Annotated in this window: 11 protein-coding genes; 4 read left to right on the top strand and 7 right to left on the bottom strand. The window is 68.6% G+C overall.

The features are described from left to right. Window positions 1-453 precede the first annotated feature (453 nt). Together ACFVYA_RS37025 and ACFVYA_RS37020 are read left to right on the top strand one after the other, a co-directional pair. Window positions 454-2,436: an alpha-L-rhamnosidase C-terminal domain-containing protein gene (locus tag ACFVYA_RS37025; RefSeq protein ID WP_387051731.1), complete on the top strand. Its 1,983-nt coding sequence runs from the start codon at window positions 454-456 to the stop codon at window positions 2,434-2,436. A gap of 115 nt (window positions 2,437-2,551) precedes the next feature. Beyond that, complete coding sequence (locus tag ACFVYA_RS37020) at window positions 2,552-5,539, top strand: glycosyl hydrolase (protein ID WP_387051730.1); 2,988 nt, start codon at window positions 2,552-2,554, stop codon at window positions 5,537-5,539. Between the two features lie 67 nt (window positions 5,540-5,606). Here ACFVYA_RS37020 and ACFVYA_RS37015 read toward each other — a convergent pair whose 3' ends face one another. From ACFVYA_RS37015 to ACFVYA_RS36990, 6 genes are all read right to left on the bottom strand, one after another. Continuing rightward, window positions 5,607-6,101 (bottom strand): hypothetical protein, encoded by a 495-nt coding sequence (locus tag ACFVYA_RS37015; RefSeq protein WP_387051728.1) that lies wholly within the window; start codon window positions 6,099-6,101, stop codon window positions 5,607-5,609. Further along, a complete protein-coding gene (locus ACFVYA_RS37010; protein ID WP_387051726.1) occupies window positions 6,101-6,406 on the bottom strand; it encodes a PadR family transcriptional regulator in 306 nt (101 codons plus the stop codon). The genes ACFVYA_RS37015 and ACFVYA_RS37010 overlap by 1 nt, the downstream gene beginning before the upstream one ends. A 90-nt stretch (window positions 6,407-6,496) precedes the next feature. Further along, on the bottom strand, window positions 6,497-9,049 hold the full coding sequence (locus ACFVYA_RS37005; protein WP_387051724.1) for a glycoside hydrolase family 3 C-terminal domain-containing protein: 2,553 nt from the start codon (window positions 9,047-9,049) through the stop codon (window positions 6,497-6,499). 22 nt (window positions 9,050-9,071) lie between these two features. Then, window positions 9,072-10,682, bottom strand: a complete 1,611-nt coding sequence (locus tag ACFVYA_RS37000; protein ID WP_387051722.1) for a carboxylesterase/lipase family protein — start codon at window positions 10,680-10,682, stop codon at window positions 9,072-9,074. 22 nt (window positions 10,683-10,704) lie between these two features. Further along, entirely contained in the window at window positions 10,705-13,404 is a 2,700-nt protein-coding gene (locus ACFVYA_RS36995; RefSeq protein WP_387051720.1) for a family 78 glycoside hydrolase catalytic domain, read from the bottom strand. Window positions 13,405-13,467: 63 nt separating this feature from the next. Next, on the bottom strand, window positions 13,468-13,689 hold the full coding sequence (locus ACFVYA_RS36990; protein ID WP_387051719.1) for a LuxR C-terminal-related transcriptional regulator: 222 nt from the start codon (window positions 13,687-13,689) through the stop codon (window positions 13,468-13,470). A gap of 1,032 nt (window positions 13,690-14,721) precedes the next feature. Between ACFVYA_RS36990 and ACFVYA_RS36985 the strand changes: the two genes are divergently transcribed. Then, entirely contained in the window at window positions 14,722-15,123 is a 402-nt protein-coding gene (locus ACFVYA_RS36985) for a hypothetical protein (protein WP_387051717.1), read from the top strand. A gap of 7 nt (window positions 15,124-15,130) precedes the next feature. On the opposite strand, the gene ACFVYA_RS36980 is transcribed toward ACFVYA_RS36985, so the two are convergent. After that, a complete protein-coding gene (locus tag ACFVYA_RS36980) occupies window positions 15,131-15,658 on the bottom strand; it encodes a (2Fe-2S)-binding protein (protein WP_387051715.1) in 528 nt (175 codons plus the stop codon). Between ACFVYA_RS36980 and ACFVYA_RS36975 the strand changes: the two genes are divergently transcribed. Further along, a partial coding sequence (locus tag ACFVYA_RS36975; protein ID WP_387051713.1) for a hypothetical protein occupies window positions 15,657-15,872 on the top strand: 216 nt, incomplete at its 3' end. The two genes, ACFVYA_RS36980 and ACFVYA_RS36975, sit on opposite strands and share 2 nt — an antisense overlap.

Here is a 15,872-nt window from a genome sequence, read left to right as displayed (position 1 = left end):
GCCGTGGACCCGCAGCCCATGTTAGTGCAGGCGCATGAACGGCGACCCCGCCGCTGACCAGGGCCGACGCCGGGCGCGCGTCCGGTATCGGACAAACGCTTGCCCATCCCGGTGACACGTCCGCAAGATGCCCTTCTGGCCTTGTCCCCGGCCGCCCCCGCAGATCTCCGCTCGAAGAGAAGAGGAAGGCGCTTGAGTTGAAACGATTCACCTATTCGAGAGGTACCCGGCTTCGCCGCCTGGCGACCGTCGGAGTGCTCGCCGCAATCACCCCCCGTTTTCATCACTACCCCAGGTCAGGCCGGTCAAGGGCTGGATACCTCGGCCTGGAAGTCCTACGTGCTCGGGCCGTCGACCCCCGACGTCCACGCGGTCCGGGCCGAAGGCCGAGGCGACGTCAAGCATCCCCATTCGCTCGCGAGCTCCCACGGGCCGGCGACTACGCTCACCACGATGGCCGGCGGCACTCCCGCTTCGGTGCTGCTGGACTTCGGCAAGGAGATCGGCGGCACGCCGTACGTCGACCTCACCCGGGTCACCGGTGCGCCCACGCTGACCCTGGTCACCGCCGAGGCCCGCCAGTACATCCGCACTCCGGCCTCGACAACGGTGCCGGCGGCGGTGCCCCGCGGGTCGACGCAGGTCCCGCTGGCCTCCGCGGCGAACCTCGAAACCGGCAACACGATCACCTTCACCGCCACCGGCGGCACTCCGGTCACCCGCACGATCACCTCCTTCGACGCCACCGCCCGGACCGTGACCGTCAAGCCCGCGTTGCCAGCCGACCTCCCGGCGGGTGCCACCGTCAAGACCTCCCCCGGCGCACCGAGTTCCGACGAGTCACGCGGACTCGCCGGCGTCGGCGGCCCCGACACCTTCCAGCCCACCGCGGCGGGGCGACTGACCGGCGGTTTCCACGGCGGGTTCCGGTTCGCGCTGCTCACCGTCTCCACCCCCGGCAGCGTCAGCCTTTCCTCGCTCGGCGTGAACTTCCAGGCGTTCCGCGCGACGCCGGCCGACTACCAGGGCTGGTTCCTCTCGAGCGACGACCAGCTCAACCGGATGTGGTACTCCGGCGCCTACACCCTGCAGATGAACCTCAAGGCCCCTGGCCTCAACGGGCTTCCGGACGCGCGGATCTACGACGGCGCCAAGCGGGACCGCAGCATCTGGACCGGTGACCTGCTCGTCCAGATTCCCACCCTGCTCACCAGCCTCGGAACCGCCGGGGCACCCTACGTGAAGTCCTCACTCGACACGTTGCTGGCGACCCAGCGGGCCGACGGCGCGTTCCCCGGCTCACCGGACTTCTCGAAGCGCACCAACCCGGCGGGCTCGCCCCTCTTCTACTCCAACAACTACTCCGGGTACGGACTCCGCGCCTTCGTCGACTACTACCGCTACACCGGCGACAAGGCCTACATCACCGCCGCGCTTCCCGCACTGCGCAAGGAACTCGCCTACAACGACAGCTTCCTCGACGCCGACCACCTCGTGGTTTCCAACGACCGCGACTACTGGCAGGCGACGCAGACCGGGGAAGTCACCAAGTACAGCATCGACTACTACATCGTCCTGCGGGAGATGGCGTGGCTCGAGCGCACCGCCGGTTCCCCGGCACTGGCCGACGGCTACGACACCAAGGCCGAGGCCATCAAGACCGCGGTCATGAGCAAGCTGTGGAACCCGGCTCTGGGCGCCTACGGGCAAAGCAGCGCCAAGCCCGACGTCGTCGTCGAAGACGCCAACGCCCTGGCGCTCCAGTACGGATTCGTCCCGGCCGGACAGGAAGCGAAGGTCCTCGCCGCGCTGAAGACGCTCTGGACGCCGTATGGCGCCATCATGGGCCCCGGCCTGCAGGACCCGACCGGGCACACCATCGAGCCGTTCGGCAACGGCATGGAGACGGCCGGCCGGTTCTCGACCGGCGACACCGCCGGGGCCCTGGACCTCATGCGGCGCACCTGGGGACCCATGGTGGACAAGCAGAACCCGCTCTACACGGGTGCGTTCTGGGAGTTCAAGAACAGCACCGGCGGTGTCAACCGCGCGACGGCCAGCCTCGCACACGGCTGGGCCGCGTCCCCGTCCGTGCAGCTGACCGAACAGCTCCTCGGGGTCAAGCCGGTCGGTGCCGGCTACCAGACCTGGAGCATCGCGCCGAATCCCGGCACGGTGCGCTCGGCCGCCGGGGCCGTCCCGACCGCCTACGGAACCATCAAGACACAGTGGACCAACGACCCGCGCTCCGGCCGGTTCACGCTCACGGTGCAGGCGCCCGCCGGCACCTCAGGCACCATCACCGTGCCGACGGGCCGCGGCTCGGTGGTCACCGTCAACGGTCGTGACTCCGGTCCCCGGACGAAGTCGACGGGCGGCTCCGTGACCTTGAACGTCTCGGGCGGCTCGTACGAGATCACCGTGTCCCAGCGCTGAAACCCCTTCGCGGGCCGCTGTGGCGAACACCGCCGCGGCGGCCCGCGCCATACGCACCCCATGGAGGTGTGCCATGTTCTTGTCCGCAACGCCACGCAGAGGTCCGTGGTCACTGGTGACCACCGGTCTTTCCGCGGTGGCTGTCCTCGCCGCGTTGACCGTGGTTCCCGCGGCCAACGCTGGGCCGGACGCCGGTGCGAGCGCCGGCATCGACACCCTGCAACCCCTCGCCGGCGGCCTCTCCCCCGCCCAGTTCGCCCGCCCGGACAACCACTTCAAGCCCGCCATGCGCTGGTGGTGGCAGAAACCTCTCGACGACGCCGAGGCGCTGCGCGAACTGCAGGTGATCGCCGACGCCGGGTTCGGCGAAATCGAGATCGCCTTCTCCGCCGGCGCCTGGGCCACTGACGAACAACGCTCCATCCTCGGCCACGTTTTGGACAAGGCCGCGCAGCTCGGCATCAAGATTTCGATGACCATGGGCGCGGCCTGGCCGGTGCAGACGCCCAGCACCGGAGCCGGTTCGGGGTTCGCCTCCCAGGAGCTGCAGTACGGCCGCGTCCACCTGTCCGGTGGGCAAAGCTTCTCCGGGCCCGTCACGCCGCCGATCGACGCGGCTCAGCTGCCGCAGCCCCGGAAGCTCGTCGCGGTCACCGCGGCCCGGGTGGTCGACGCCGGGCCCGACGTCACGACGCCCGGGCAGCCACCGGCAAAGTCGACCGTCCTCGATCCCGTGTCGCTGACCGACCTCACCGCCCAGGTCAAGGACGGCAACCTCACCTGGCGAGCCCCGGGCGGCGGCAACTGGGACGTGTTCGCCTTCTGGTCCCGCGAGAACAAGGGCAACTACACCAACCCCCTCGATGCCGACGCCTCGCGCAAGGCCGCCCAGGACCTCGACCAGATCCAGATCGGCAAGGACAACGCACCGAAACTGCGCAAGGCGGGCGCGGACCTCTTCGAAGACTCGCTCGAACTGCACGCCACGTCCATCTTCTGGACCCCGAAGATGGAAAGCGAGTTCCGCAGCCGGCGCGGGTACGACATGGCCAAGTACCTGCCCATGATGTTCGTCCAGGGCGAGTCGGACTTCCCGGTACCACCGAAGGAGCCCAACCCCGACTTCACCCTCACCGACGGATCGGCCGGCAAGGTCCGCCACGACTACTACGAGACGCTCACCGACCTCTACATCGGCAACCACCTGCAGGTGTTCCAGGACTGGGCGAAGCAGTACGGCATGCAGTACAAGGCCCAGGCCGCGTACTTGCAGGACCTGGAGCCGATCCGCAGCTTCCGTTCACTGCAGAGCTTCGGAGCCCGCTCGGAGACGGAGTCCCTCGACGCCGGGGAAAACCTCCCCGTCTCCACCGCCGACCCGGCTTGGCGGAACTCCCTCGCGTTCCAGCAGACGATCGCGTCCGGCGTGCACCAGGCGGGCGGGAACCTGCTGAGCGTCGAGCTCGGGGCGATCTTCAAGGCCGCCTACAGCATGAACCTCGACGACTACCGCGACCTGATGGGCAAGGAGTGGGCCGCGGGCGTGTCCCAGCCGTTCATCCACGGCTTCGCGCTCCAGACCGCCGGCGCGGCCTGGCCGGGCACGACCCGTTTCAATGAATCCGTCACCGACAGCTGGAACGACAAGAACTTCCCGCAGTGGTCGAGCTGGGCCACGCTCAACAACTACTTCGCCCGCGGAACCAGTGTGCTGGAGAGCGGAACGGCGAAGACGGACGTCGCGGTCTACAGCGACGCCTTCCTCTCCCCGCGCGGGAACCAGACGCCGTTCGACGCGAAGCGGCTGGAGCAGCAAGGTTTCTCGGTCGAGTACCTCGACCCGCAGGGACTGGCCCGGGATTCCCGTCCGGCCAACGGTGAGCTGTTTCCCGGCACCAGCGGCTACCGCGTCTTGGTGGTCGACCAGCGTGCCGTGAGCCACGACGCGGCGGCCGCGATCCTGCGCGCCGCGCAGGCAGGCGTCCGGGTCGTGTTCGTCGGCGCCCTGCCCGACCACGACACGACTTACGCATCGGGTGGCCGCGGCGACGCCGACGTCAAGAACAGCATCAGCGAGACGCTCAAGCAGCGTTCGGTGGCTCGGGTGGCGACGCAGAACGACGTCGCGAGTGCGCTGAAGCGGCTCGGTCTCGCTCCTCGGGTCGCGTCGGGCGGCTCTCAGGTCCTGTCGCAGTGGCGGGACGTGAAAGGCGGGGCTTACGCCTACCTCTACAACCCGAGCGACGACCCGGTGACGTTCGCGCCGTCCTTCGGGGTTCAGGGCGTGCCGTCGGAGATGAACCTCTGGGACGGCTCGATCTCGCCGATCGCCCAGTACACCACCGGCAACGGTCGCACGTCGGTCCCGATGACCCTGCAGGGCCGCGAGGGCAAGGTGATCGCGATCAACCGGGACGCTCGTCCCGCGGTGCACGTCGTCGGCGACACCCTGCCCGAGGACGGGCAGCTGGTCGTCAGCGGCGGGAAGATCGTATTCCGGGCGACCGAATCGGGCACGCAGACGTTCCATCTGTCCAACGGCCGATCGGTCGACGTGACCGCGGAAGTTCCCGACTCCGACCGGCCGTTGTCCGGGCCGCCGTCGTCCCGCCCGTCGACCATCGAGCCGTGGAGTCCTTGGTCGCTGTCCGTCAAGACGGTGAACCCGTCCGGCGGCACGACGGTGTCGGTTCCCAACGGCCTCGGTGACTCGCAGTTCCAGCAGTATCGGCTGAAGGACTGGCGCGACATCACGGCTCTCAACGGCGAGTCGGGGGCGGGCACGTATACCGCGACCACGGTCCTGCCTGAAGGCTGGAAGGCCTCGCAGGGCGTGCTGCTCGACCTCGGGCACATCGACGGGACGGCCGACATCGTGGTCAACGGCCAAGCGGTCGGCACCCAGGTCACGGACGGCAGACAATGGGACATCGCCCGCTGGCTGCACCCGGGGACGAACTCCGTCCAAATCACGGTGCGCACGACGCTGCGCAATGCGGTGTCGAAGTACAACCAGAAGTCGACGGCCAGCCAGCCGTGCGGGCTTCGCGGACCGGTGACGCTCACGCCTTGGCGAGACGCGGCAGTTTACAACGGACGGTGACCGGATCCAGTTGAAATCGAGCAAACTTTGAGGGGCGCCGATTTGGCGCCCCTCAAAGTCCTGTTCACTATTCGTGTGGAGGTCGCAACGCCCACCACTCCGGGGAGAACGCCGGCGGGGGAAATATCCAGGTGGAGCCGCCGTCCTTCGAAGCAACCCGAATCATTCCTTCGGGCATGACGAACTTCCCGTCCTCGGTCAGTGTGCCGTGCGTCTGGATGTACACGATCGGTGACAATGGCTGCGAGACAGAATCGAGCGATGCTTCCATGGCAAGATCAGGGCCCTCGGGCTTCGCAACGCGGCGGACGCGCCGGGCCCGTACGCGCTCGGGTACGCCGTCCATCAAGGCGGTGGGGATTTGGTCCGCAACCCAGATCAATCGCTCGCGGTACGGGACTCGAGACAGCTCGGCCAGCAATTCCGGCCGGCGAGGATCCTCCGATGGATACGCCAGCAGCAGAAGACGGAGGACCAGGCGAGGACATAGGCCGCAGAGCAACGCCGTCACGATGATCGTTCCGATGCCGTATGTGACGACGTCTTGCAGAACATCGCCCATCACGCCATCCTCAGGTCGAGGCCACCGAAACGAGAGTCGGATTCGGCGCGACGCAGCAGTGCACCGAGCTCTCGTTGGCCGTCTTCCGTAAGCCGGTAGTACCTGCGCGCAGGACGCCCTCCGGCTTCCTCTGAAGTCTCCCAGCCGTCGACCAGCCAGCCCTCGTCGAGCATTTGACGAAGACGCGGATACATCGCTCCCGAGCGCACCCCAGAGGTCTTCGATAGTTCGTAGCCCCAATGTCGCTCTTGAGGGGCGCTCATCAGCGCCAGCGCAAGCTGCACGAGTGCGTGGGTCGTTCGCATAGAACAAGTATGACATATGTCGCGGAAGCGAGCGCGCGCACTCCGGAGGCGACGTCGAGAACACTCCCCGACGTCGCCTCCCGGAATAGGTCAGGACAGCGAGATGCGGCTCCGCAGCGGAAGGTCAGCTGACGACGTACCCACACCGATGCCATAGTTACCCGGCACTACCGTCCACCCGGTACTCGAGTTCAACCAGACCGCCAGCTCCTCCCGTGGCACGTCGAGTGTGACCACCGTGCTCTGCCCCGGCTTCAGGCTTACCTTCGAGAAGGCCTTCAGCTGCTGAGCCGGTTCCTGCGCCGCATCAGGGGCGGCGACGTACAGCTGGACGACTTCCGAACCGGCCCGGCGTCCCGTGTTCGTGACGGAAACCTGAGCCCGCAGCCCATCCGGCGTCCGGGACACCCGCAGGTTGTCGAGCCGGAAGGTCGTGTACGACAGCCCGAACCCGAACGGGAACAACGGCTTCTCCCCCGACTGCTGGTACCAGCGGTACCCCACCGCCAGGCCCTCGTCGTAGAAGACGTGGACCCCATCGCCGGGGAACTCCACGCCGGTCTTCGCCGGGCCCTGCTGGTCCGAGGCCGGGAACGTCTCGGGCAGGCGGCCGCCCGGCTCGGCGTCGCCGAAGAGCATTGCCGCCACCGCGTTGCCCTGTTCCTGCCCCGCGTACCAGTTGGCGATGACACCCTTCACGCTCCCCAGCCACGGCATCAGCACCGCGCCCGAGGTATTCAGCACGACCACCGTCCGGGGGTTGGCCGCGGCGACAGCGGCGACGAGTTCGTTCTGATCGGCCGGCAACGCGAGCGTCGAGCGGTCCATGCCCTCGCTGGTGACGTCGGAAAGAACCACCACGGCCACGTCCGCGGCTCGCGCAGCGGCCGCCGCCTCCCGGTGCAGCTGGTCGTATCCGGCCTGGGCGCCGAGCGCGAGCGATGTCCGCGGGGCTCGGCCACCAGCGGGCGCCGGCGAGACGTAGGTGACCTCCATGGCGTGGTCGCCCGCGGTCAAGGTCACGAACCCGTTTTGCACGGACTCCCGGCCCGGCAGGTAGGTGAACACCACCTTGCCGTCGATGGTGAGCGTCGTCAGCCCGCCGGCGGTCAGGCTGAACCGGTAGCAACCGGCGGCAGCAGCGTTGTACGTGCCGGTGTACCGGGCCGACCACCCGTCCGTCTGGCTCGCCACGGGGGCCGGTGTCGCTGTGACGTTGAGGTTGGCGACCGTCTCGGTGCCCAGCGGGTCACCGGTCAGGTCAGTCGACGCGTAGTAGGTGGCCTTCAGTCCGGTGCCGAACGCGGACGCCGGAACGACCGGCAACGCGGCGATCCCGAGCGTCCCCCGCGCGTACGTCACTCGGATCGCCCCGGCTCGGGCACGGATCCCGGCCAACGGCGTCACAACCGGACCATTCGAGGTGACACTGCCCGAGCCGCCGCCGTGGGTCTGGGCGCCCGCGTCGGCGGCATCCCCGATCACCGCGATGCTGCGTGGCCGCGCGAACGGCAGGACACCGTCGTTCTTCAGCAGCACACTGCCCTCGACCCCGATCCGGCGAGCGAGGTCGAGGTGTGCCGGGGTCGAGACCACGGTGTCGACCACCGTGGCCGGATCGGGCAGCGGGTGGTCGAACAGCCCGATGCGGATCATCGGGGTGAGGACTTGGGTCACCATGGTGTCGAGCTGGGCTTCGCTGACGCTGCCGTTCTGCACCGCCGTCTTGAGCGCGTCACCGAGGTAGGCGCCGCCGGGCATCTCGGTGTCCGAGCCCGCCTTCGCGGTCTGGACGGTGCTGTGGGTCCCGCCCCAGTCCGACATGACCCAGCCGTCGTAGCCCCAAGCGTCGCGCAGCACGTCCTGCACGTTGACGCGGTTCTCGTGCGCCCACGTCCCGTTGACCTTGTTGTAGGACGTCATCACGGCCCCGACCTGGGCCTGCTGGACCGCGGCCCGGAAGCCCGGGAAGTAGATCTCCTGCAGAGCGCGCTCGGAGACGACGACGTCGATCGAGTTGCGCAGGATCTCCTGGTTGTTGGCCGCGAAGTGCTTGACCGTCGAGATCACGTGGTTCGACTGGATCCCGCGGATGGTCGCGGCGGCCAGCTGCCCGTTCAGGAACGGGTCCTCGGTGTAGGTCTCGAACGACCGGCCCCAGTGCGGCAGCCGGATGATGTTGATGCACGGTGCCAGGGCGACGTTGTGACCCTTGGCCGCCTGCTCGGCTCCGTAGGCCTTCCCGTAGTCGGAAGCCGTGTCCGGGTTCCAGGTCGCGGCGAGGGCCTTGGAATCCGGCCACTGCGTGACGCCCACCGATCCGTTGCCGACGCCGCTGGGGCCGTCGGCCAGCCGGAGTGCGGGAAGGCCGAGCCGCGTGTTGGCGGGAATGTGGCCGGTGAAGCCCTTCGTGGCGGGAATGCCGTGGCAGTAGGCGATCTTCTCGTCGAGGGTCATGCGGGCCACCAGCTGACGGGCCCGTTTGACGGCCGCTTGCGCTTCGGCGGACGCGGCGGGCGCCGCGCGGAGCGAACCGCCCGGCGGCGCCGCCTCCGCCAGGCCGGCAGGGGTCACGGCCACGACTCCCGCCGCGGCCACGCCTGCTCCCGAGACCTTCAACATCGACCGACGGGTGACTTCCATCCGGTTCCTCCTCCGAGGTGCCTCAGGCGTGGTTCTTCCAGAACAACCTTTCGATCTTGTCCGGATCGTTGACGATCTTGCAGTCGGCGTCGAGCCACATCGTGGAACGGTTCTTCGGTGTGTAGGCGGGCCAGGCCGGCACGTCCGGTGCGTGGGGACCGCTCGTGTGCGCGAAGCCCGCCCACAGTGCGCTCATGTGCTGAGCGGTCGCGAACTGCCCCGGCAGACCCGTTCCGGTGTTGGCGAACTTGAGGGGGATGTCCGACGCGTGCGGCGAGCCCAGGGGGAAGTCGGTGCCCGGCACGAGGGTCGGGTTCTTGTAGGCGAGCTGGTACATGAACACCGGCGCGGCGTGCTGCGCCGCCTTGGCCTCCGCGATCTTGATCGCGTCACGCCAGATAGGCGAGGTGGTGATCGCGAAGTACAGCTGCGCCGGCGTCGCGTCGGGCCGCGATTTGTGGAAGGTCTCGATGATCTCGTCCAGTTCGGCACCCTGATACGTGCTGCTCAGTTCTCGGCGCAGGCCGGCCTCGTCGATGCGGAAGATGTCGGGCGGCCCGAAGAGGCTGAAGAACACTGTTTCGTCGCGGCACGTGCCGCACATCAGCGGCTTGCCCGCCGAGAACGGCGCCACGCCACCGGCAAAGGGGTGCTGCGGGATGACGGTGCCGTCGACGAAGGCGCCGAAACCGGGGAGCGGATCGGGGTCACCCCAGGGTGCGACGCCGTTCGCGGCTTCGGACTGCTGGATCTGGAGCAGCCGCGCGGCCGGGATGTCGTGCAGCTTGGGGATGTCCGCCTTGCTCAGCCCCAGGAGTTCGAGCGTGCGCCTGGCCCGGGCGGTGGCGCCTTCACGGGTCGGGAAGCGCAGCGGCGCGGCGCTTTCGATCGAGGCTTTGTGGAAGAGGTGCGCGGCAGCGGGCATGGTGTAGACGGCCGCGGTCTTGGCGCCGCCACCGCTCTCGCCCCAGACCATGACGTTGCCGGGGTCGCCGCCGAAGTTCTCGATGTTCTCCCTGGTCCAGCGCAGCGCCGCGAGGATGTCCAGCATCCCCTGGTTGGCGGCGTAGTCCCCGCCCGCGAGGTCACCGAGGAACAGGTAACCCAGCAGACCGAGCCGGTGGTTGGACTCGACCACCACCACGTCGTAGAGCTGCGCCAGACGGGTGCCGTCCTGTCCCGTGGCGGAGCCGGAGCCGATCATGTAGCCGCCGCCGTGGTTGTAGAACATCACCGGCCGCCGTTTGCGGTCCGCGGCGGGGGTCCAGATGTTGAGGTAGAGGCAGTCTTCGGAGGGTGCCGGCATCCGGCCGTTGCCGTTCGGGCCCATCTCGTTACCCGCCACCTGGAATGCCGGATTGGGAAAGTTCACCGCGTCGCGCACACCGTGCCAGGGCTTGAGCGGCCTCGGGGCTTTGAACCGCAGGTTGCCGAGCGGCGGTGTGGCGTAGGGCACGCCGAGGAACTTCGCGATGCCGTCCTCGCGTTTTCCGCGCACCCTGCCGTAGCACGTCGCCGCCTCGGCTGTTCTCCCCCCGCCCAGCGCGAGCGCGGGGAACGGCATGCTCATCCCGGCGATCACGGACAGCGAGCCGCCGATCATCGCCCTGCGGGTTATTTCCGAGCCTGACATCGGTCCTCCTTCTCGAGGGCAATCAGATCGAAGTCGTGAAGCTGTGCTTGCCGGCGCCGACGGAGTGCGCGGCCAAGCTGCCGGGCAGGTACACGGTCGCGGTCGCCCCGGGCGGCACGGTCACTTCCAGCCGGAACTCGTGCCCGGACTTCGTCCAGCTGCTGCGGACGGTGCCGAGCGGCGTCCGGTAGCTACCCGACGCGTGAGTCAGATCGCCGACGAGCGCCGGGGCGATCATCAAAGTGCGGTACCCGACCGAACCTTGCGCCTGCCGAATACCGGCCACCCCGCGGACGAACCACGCGTCGGCCTCACCGAGGAAGTGGTGGTTCTGCGAACCACCACCGTCGAGGCTTTCGGACAACGTCGTGTGCCCGCTGGCGACCAGGTAGCCGTAGCCCGGTGACGTCGGGTTTACGACCATGTCGTAGATGACGTCGTCGCGGTTCCCGGCTTCCAGCGCCCGGAAGAGCGGCCCGAGCGCCACCGAGCCGGTCGTGATGTGGTTCCCGGCCTTGCGCACCGACGCGACGAGCCGGTCGAGCACCGCGGCGCGGTCGGCGGGGGCGACCAGACCGGCGTCGAGGGCCATGGCGTTCGACGCTTCGCTGTCGCTGCCGTAGAAGACGCCGTTCTCGTCGACGTGGCGGAAGCGGGCGGTGAACTCCGCGGCGAGCTGGGCGGCCAGCGCGCTGTACTTGTCCCCGTCCGCGGTCTTTCCGAGGACCCGCGCGATGTCCGCCATGTCGTTCGCGGCGGTGTAGTAGCCGGCGGTGATGGCCAGCTGCATCGGCGTCGTGTTGTCCGTCGCGGACCAGTCCCCCAGCCCGGGGATGTCGCCGTTGTTCGCGGCCTTGTTCGTGGTCTCGTAATCCAGCCAGGCCACCATGTTGCCGTAGTACGTCGCCATCGTCCGGGTGTCGCCGTAGGTCAGGTAGAGCTGCCACGGGATCCGGATGATCGCGCCGCCCCAGTTGACCTCGTCGAGGAACTCGATGGTGCCCTGCGGGTACTGCAGCTTGACCGGAGCGACGCGGTGGAACTCCGGCGCGATGTTCGCGATCAGGCCCGGGGATTCGTCGCCGGGCAGCCGCTGCGCGGTGGCCATGTTGCGCACGAGCTGCGGCTGGAACGCGGACATGTCGTAGTCGGTGAGCAGCGCATCGATGTTGTGCAGGTTGTCGCCGGTGTACGGGCCCTTCTCCCGGTCCGGGCAGTCGGTCAGGACCGACGTCATGTTGCTCTGGATCGAGCGCTCGGTGATGGCGTGGATCCGGTTGAGCAGGTCGCTGGACGAGGTGAACTCGCTCGCGCTCGGGTTCGCCGCGTAGACGACGTCCATGGTCACCGTGTCCTTCGCCGGCACGGTCCGCAGTCCGCTCACTTGCAGGTACCGGAAGCCGCTGTAGGTGAACTGCGGATGCCACCGTTCGAGGCCGCGTCCGGCGAGGGTGTAGCGGTAGGCGATCTGGCTGCCGGGCTTCGCTCCGGTGCTGGCGATGTCCAGCGTGCCGTCCGCGGCGAGCTTCTCGGCCGGGATCATGGAAACGGTGTCGCCCGCGCGTCCGGCGACCGAGATGCTGGGCCAGCCGGAGCGGTTCGCACCGAAGTCGAGGATGGAGGAACCGTCGGCGAGCTGGCGGATGCTCGTAGGCCGCACGGTTTCCGCGACGGTGGTCGGCGGACGCGGATTGGCGCGCAAGGGCGTCGTGTCGCGCGGTGTCGTGTTCTGGCCGAGTGTCACGACACTTGCCTGCTGCCACCCTGTGCCGTTCTCACGCCGGGCGTCGTGCTCCTCGCCGCTCCACCACGACGAAAACGTTGTCGGCCCCAGTGCGGTCCGCCAGGTGCCGTCGCTGGAGACGACCTCGCGGCGGCCGTCGTGGTAGGTGATTTCGAGCTGGGCGATGATCTTCGGTTCGCCGTACACGGTGTACTGCTCGAGGCCGCCGCCGAAGAAGTACCGCCCGGGCGTCTTCACCCGCTGGTAGGTGCCGCTGCCGGTCTGCAGGCCGATCGTGTTCGTGCCCGGCCGCAGCGCCCGCGTCAGGTCGTAGGTGCGGTAGTCCACCTCGGCCGAGTACGTGGTCTGGCCCGGTTCGAGGACGGCGTCGCCGACCGGGCGGCCGTTGAGCGTGGCGGCGTACATGCCGAGGCCGGTCGTGTAGAGCCGTGCCTGCTCGACCACGCCGTGCACGGGGAACGTCTTGCCGAAGACCGGCAGCGGGGTCTCCTTGCCGTCGGGCTGGGTGTAGTCGTACGACGGGTTCTCGATCCAGCGAGCCGACCAGTCCGCCGCCGACAGCAGCCCCATCTCCCAGCTCGACTCCCCACTCCACGGCGACACGCGCCCGGCGGTGTCCCAGGTGCGGACCTGCCAGCGGACGTGGTCGCGGGCATGTAGCGCCGGGCCGCCATAGCGGATGTTCGACGTGTCGGCCGAGCGGACTTGCCCGCTGTCCCATAGCTTTCGCGACCGGAACGGAGTGTCGAGGGCAGCACGGATCTGGTAAGCCGCCTGGCCCGCGGATCCCTGCGGCGGGAGCCAGCTGAGCAACGGCTGATCCGCGTCGACCCCGATCGGGTCGACGAGGTTTTCCACCCTCAGCCCGGTCGGCTGCACCGGACGGCCGCCACCCGGTGCCGCCGTGGCCACGGCCGATCCGGACACGGCCATCAGCAAGGCAGTGAAGAGGGCGAGGATGAGGCGCCGGTGGTTCATCGACTGTCCTTTCGGCGGGACGGATGGGCACGGCCTCGCTCCGGAAGCCAACGGGGTCATCGTTCAGACCAGCCCGCCGCGCACGGCCCACACCACCGCTTGAATGGGGGTTGCCAAGCCCAGCCGGTCACAGATCGAGCGCATCCGGCGGCGAACCGTCCGGTCGGACAGTTCCAGCCGGCGCGCGATGACGTCGAGCGGCAAGCCTTCCGCGAACAGTGCCAGCAACGCGACGTCTTCCAGTTCGAGCCGGCTCACCGTCTCTTGCTCACGCCGGGACGGCATCGTGCCGGGTTCCGGGTGCCGGCACGTCGTCCATCCGGACGAGCGCGGTGCCATCGACGGCACGAGGTCCACCCGGTTCCCGCGTGGACACGGTCACGGACTCATCCAGCCCGGCGAGCACCGGGACTTCCTCCACGTCCCAGGTCAGCCGGCAGTGCGGCGACCGTGTGGAACGGCTTCGTGGCTCCGCGGCCCTCTTGCTGGGGCACCCGGCCCGGATCCTGCCGCATCATCGCGTCCTCCGGATTAAAAGGTTTCAAGACCTCGTCCGGCGACGCTACCTCGACGGTGAAGACGAAGTCAACGCTCGGAGATCCTCGAAGTAAATCGTTTTTTGCCGAGACGTCCTCGCGCACGTGGCGGGGTGCATGCGACGGACCACGGCGCACAGGCCGCCGTGGCGGTCTGCGAGTCATCGGCCCTCCCCGCCGTCGTCAAAACCGCCCGGCAGCCCCCTACCTGGAACAACCACGGTATGCCCCCTCCGTGTCCACATGGGCAACCGCGCCGTCGAAACCGACCCTGCGGACGCCACTGACCCCGCGACGACCGACGTCTTGCCGGCTTGACCGAAACCGGAGGCGTCTCGCCCTGCCAGACTTTCCAGCCGGGCGAGACCCGAGAACCGAAAGCATGCGGAAGGTGTGCTCGATGTCGAATCGGCGCAGGAACGCCTGCCACAACAGATCGACCACCACCGGATCGAGACCGGTCCCGGAATGCCACAGCCATACCGGTTTCGGGGTCGCCCCGGACGGCAGCCGGTCGACCTGCAAACGGATCACGGTGCCTTCCAGAATCGGCAGATTCCCGGCGTGACTAGGTGACATCCGGTTCGCCCCAGGTATCCGGGTCACCGAAGGCGAACTCGCCGCCGTGGTGGCGGGGTCTGCCTTTCACCCCGGGCAGCTGCGGGGGTGTGGGGCGGCGCAGCACCCGGTCCGAGCGCATCCTGTGCGTGCCGAAAAGTACATCCGTACAGGTCGCGGACCTCGGCGCGTAGCTGGCGGTCGTCGGGCATGATCGCGACCCATGCTGGTCCGCTTCGCTTACCTCGCCGTCACCCACGCCTTCGCCGCGCTGCGGCTACTACCGATGACCGACCGCGAGAAGGACGTCGAAATTCTCGCCGCTGGCCCGCGCAACTCTGCGCCGACTCCGACTGCCGGTCAGCCCGACACGGTGCTGCGGTGGCATCGTGACGTGGTGAAGCGTCGCCACGCCCGGGCGAGGCGACGTCGAAGGCCTGGGCGTCCGTGCACCGTGGCATCGGTCCGCCGCCTTGTCCTACGTCTGGCTGCCGAGAATTCCTCGTGGGGCTATCGGCGCATCCACGGAGAACTCGCCCTCCTCGGTGTCACGGTCGCTCCCGCGCTGCCGTCGCGGGCGTCGCGCAGGGCCCGGTCCACCGAACCCGGTCTGGTGAAGTCGTAGGCACGCATCAGGACATCACCGCGCGCGCGTCCTTGACCGCGTCGACGATGAACGGGTAGGCGCTGCAACGGCAGATGTTGCCGGACATGTTCTCCCTGATTTCCTCGTCGGACCCGGCGCGTCCCTCCTGGACGAGCGCGACGGCGGACATGATCTGGCCGGATGTGCGGAAGCCGCACTGGAAGCCGTCGTGGTCGATGAACGCCTGCTGCATCGGATGCAGCTTTTCGCTGTCGGCCAGCCCCTCGATCGTGGTGATCTCGGCGCCGTCGACGGATGCGGCCAGCGTCAAGCAGGACAGCACCCGACGGCCGTCGACGCGGACAGTACAAGCGCCGCACTGCCCGCGGTCACAGCCCTTTTTGGTGCCGGTCAAGCGAAGGCGTTCGCGCAGGGTGTCCAGCAGCGTCGCCCGCGGGTCCGTTTCCAGCCGCGTGCGTTCCCCGTTCACCCGCAGGCCGACGGTCACCAGGTTCTCGCCCTGCGTCGCCGTCGGTGCCGGGGACTGAGCCGCCGCGGGCGCGGCGGCGGCCATGGCGGCTCCGGCGGCCGCACCGCCGGCGCTGCCGATGAACCGGCGACGAGACAGCGCACGCCGCGAGGATCGAGGCATCGAATACTCCTGGAAGTCGGTGGTGGTCCCCATCGTGGCGTTCGGATTCGCGCCTATACAGGGGCTGCTGACCCCCCTCAGCGCCGATTCAGACGACTCCGCCGTTGGCCCGGATCACCTGGCCGTTGACCCAGCG

Origin of the sequence: Amycolatopsis sp. NPDC058278, assembly GCF_042881395.1 — a bacterium.
Classification (GTDB): Bacteria; Actinomycetota; Actinomycetes; order Mycobacteriales; family Pseudonocardiaceae; genus Amycolatopsis.
Note: the sequence above shows the minus strand (reverse complement) of the source record. Positions and strands in the feature narration are given on the sequence as shown.

Coding starts and splice junctions, on each gene's coding strand:
- ACFVYA_RS36995 (WP_387051720.1), bottom strand. CDS start 13,404: ATGAACCACCGGCGCCTCATCCTCGCCCTCTTCACTGCCTTGCTGATG.
- ACFVYA_RS36980 (WP_387051715.1), bottom strand. CDS start 15,658: ATGGCCGCCGCCGCGCCCGCGGCGGCTCAGTCCCCGGCACCGACGGCG.
- ACFVYA_RS37000 (WP_387051722.1), bottom strand. CDS start 10,682: ATGTCAGGCTCGGAAATAACCCGCAGGGCGATGATCGGCGGCTCGCTG.
- ACFVYA_RS37015 (WP_387051728.1), bottom strand. CDS start 6,101: ATGGGCGATGTTCTGCAAGACGTCGTCACATACGGCATCGGAACGATC.
- ACFVYA_RS36985 (WP_387051717.1), top strand. CDS start 14,722: ATGCTGGTCCGCTTCGCTTACCTCGCCGTCACCCACGCCTTCGCCGCG.
- ACFVYA_RS36990 (WP_387051719.1), bottom strand. CDS start 13,689: ATGCCGTCCCGGCGTGAGCAAGAGACGGTGAGCCGGCTCGAACTGGAA.
- ACFVYA_RS37025 (WP_387051731.1), top strand. CDS start 454: ATGGCCGGCGGCACTCCCGCTTCGGTGCTGCTGGACTTCGGCAAGGAG.
- ACFVYA_RS37010 (WP_387051726.1), bottom strand. CDS start 6,406: ATGCGAACGACCCACGCACTCGTGCAGCTTGCGCTGGCGCTGATGAGC.
- ACFVYA_RS37005 (WP_387051724.1), bottom strand. CDS start 9,049: ATGGAAGTCACCCGTCGGTCGATGTTGAAGGTCTCGGGAGCAGGCGTG.